Below are 1,957 nucleotides of genomic sequence, written 5' to 3'. Positions count from 1 at the left end.
ACAATAATTCCAAAGCAACCAATTCGAAAGCAACAATGATGGCCTTATCTTCCTTTAAGCAACCCATTGTACTCATTGCCGGAGGATTGGATCGCGGTTCTGATTATACAGAGCTCGTACCTTCCTTGCAGGAAGGTGTGAAAGCCGTTGTGCTCTTGGGTGAGACACGGCATAAGTTGGCTGAGCGCGCCCAGCAGGCCGGAATAGAGCATGTCAAGGTCGTCGATAATGGGGAGGATGCCGCCGCTACGCTCGTGGAGGCTGTGAACAAGGCTGCTGAATTTGCTGAGACGGGAGATGTAGTATTACTCTCACCCGCCTGTGCAAGCTGGGATATGTTCCGATCCTATGAAGAGCGTGGACGTATTTTTAAAGAGGCGGCGCATAAATTGTAAGTAGGGGGGTTGGATAAGCCCCTACTTTTATGCAAGGGGTGGCCTCCTGATGAAGCAATCTCGTCCAGCGCCGGATCTATGGCTTTTCGTTTGTATTGTAAGCTTATTAGCCATCGGCATGGTTATGGTATACAGTGCGGGCGCCGTCCTCGCTTTTCACGAGTACGGGGACTCCTACTATTTTGTAAAGCGGCAATTGCTATTTGCAGGGCTCGGTCTTGTAGCGATGTACTTTACTGCCAGAACGGACTACCGGATCTGGCAGAAATATGCCAAGGTTGTGTTGTTGATCTGTCTTGCGTTGCTGGTTGCCGTATTAATTCCCGGCATTGGTGTAGTAAGAGGCGGGGCACGAAGCTGGCTCGGTATTAGCTCTTTCGGCATTCAGCCTTCCGAGTTTATGAAGCTGGGTATGATTCTTTTTCTCGCTCGTTGGCTCAGTCGTCCTGACTATGATATTAGCTCTTTTACGCGCGGCCTGTTGCCCCCGCTTGGACTCATGGGACTGGCTTTTGGGCTTATTATGCTCCAGCCCGATTTGGGCACTGGCACGGTAATGATGGGAGCGTCCATGCTCATCGTATTTACGGCAGGCGCGCGTATGAAGCATCTCGGTCTGCTGGCTTTGTCGGGAGCAGCAGGGTTTGCTGCACTGATTGCAGCTGCACCTTATCGGCTCCAGCGCATCACCGCTTTTCTGAACCCTTGGTCCGATCCGCTTGGCGCAGGTTATCAAATTATTCAATCGCTATATGCGATTGGTCCTGGCGGCCTAGCGGGCTTGGGGCTTGGCATGAGTCGACAAAAATATAGCTACGTTCCTGAGCCGCAGACTGATTTTATTTTTTCCATTTTGGCGGAGGAGCTTGGCTTTATCGGTGGAATGGCGGTGTTGGGGCTCTTTTTGGTTCTCGTGTGGAGAGGAATGCGTGTCGCTATAACCATTCCGGATACCTATGGTAGTTTGCTTGCGGTGGGTATTGTCGCAATGGTCGCCGTACAGGTCGTCATTAATATTGGTGTCGTTATCGGTTTAATGCCGGTGACAGGAATAACACTGCCCTTAATCAGCTATGGAGGTTCTTCTCTGACCTTAATGCTAACTGCTCTGGGCATTTTACTAAATTTATCACGTTATGCGAGGTGAACGTTTATGCGCGTCGTGTTGAGCGGCGGCGGCACCGGAGGGCATATTTATCCGGCGCTGGCCGTAGCCAGACAGTGCGAAGAGATTGATTCGGACGCTGAATTTTTATACATTGGCGGTCAACGAGGACTCGAAAGCAAGTTGGTTCCTCAGGAAAAAATTCCATTTGAGGCTATTGATATCACAGGATTTCGTCGCAGCTTGTCTGTGGAAAATATAAAAACGATCATGCGCTTTTTCAAAGGGGTTCGCAGATCCAAAGCATTATTAAAGAAATTTAAGCCAGATGTCGTTATTGGCACCGGGGGATATGTATGCGGCCCCGTCGTTTATGCAGCTTCCAAGTTGGGAATTCCCAGCATTATTCATGAGCAAAATGCAATTCCAGGGCTGACTAATACATTTCTGAGTCGCT

General features: G+C 49.7%; 3 protein-coding genes. All 3 read left to right on the top strand.

The features are described from left to right. Window positions 1-395: glutamate ligase domain-containing protein (locus GRP75_RS25695; protein WP_483311114.1), on the top strand; the 395-nt coding region annotated here is incomplete at its 5' end. Between the two features lie 49 nt (window positions 396-444). After that, window positions 445-1,542 carry a stage V sporulation protein E gene (gene spoVE / locus GRP75_RS25690; protein WP_160790743.1) on the top strand — a complete coding sequence of 366 codons (1,098 nt, stop codon included), beginning with the start codon at window positions 445-447 and terminating at the stop codon, window positions 1,540-1,542. A gap of 6 nt (window positions 1,543-1,548) precedes the next feature. After that, window positions 1,549-1,957 (top strand): UDP-N-acetylglucosamine--N-acetylmuramyl-(pentapeptide) pyrophosphoryl-undecaprenol N-acetylglucosamine transferase (locus tag GRP75_RS25685; RefSeq protein WP_202404314.1); only part of this gene is annotated, 409 nt, incomplete at its 3' end.

Origin of the sequence: Paenibacillus sp. OT2-17 (assembly GCF_009827695.1) — a bacterium.
GTDB classification, from domain to species: domain Bacteria; phylum Bacillota; class Bacilli; order Paenibacillales; family Paenibacillaceae; genus Paenibacillus; species Paenibacillus polymyxa_B.
This window is presented reverse-complemented; position numbering and strand designations above follow the sequence as displayed.

What these genes read in the sequence shown, in the direction of transcription:
- spoVE (WP_160790743.1), top strand. Translation starts at nt 445, where the DNA reads ATGAAGCAATCTCGTCCAGCGCCGGATCTATGGCTTTTCGTTTGTATT.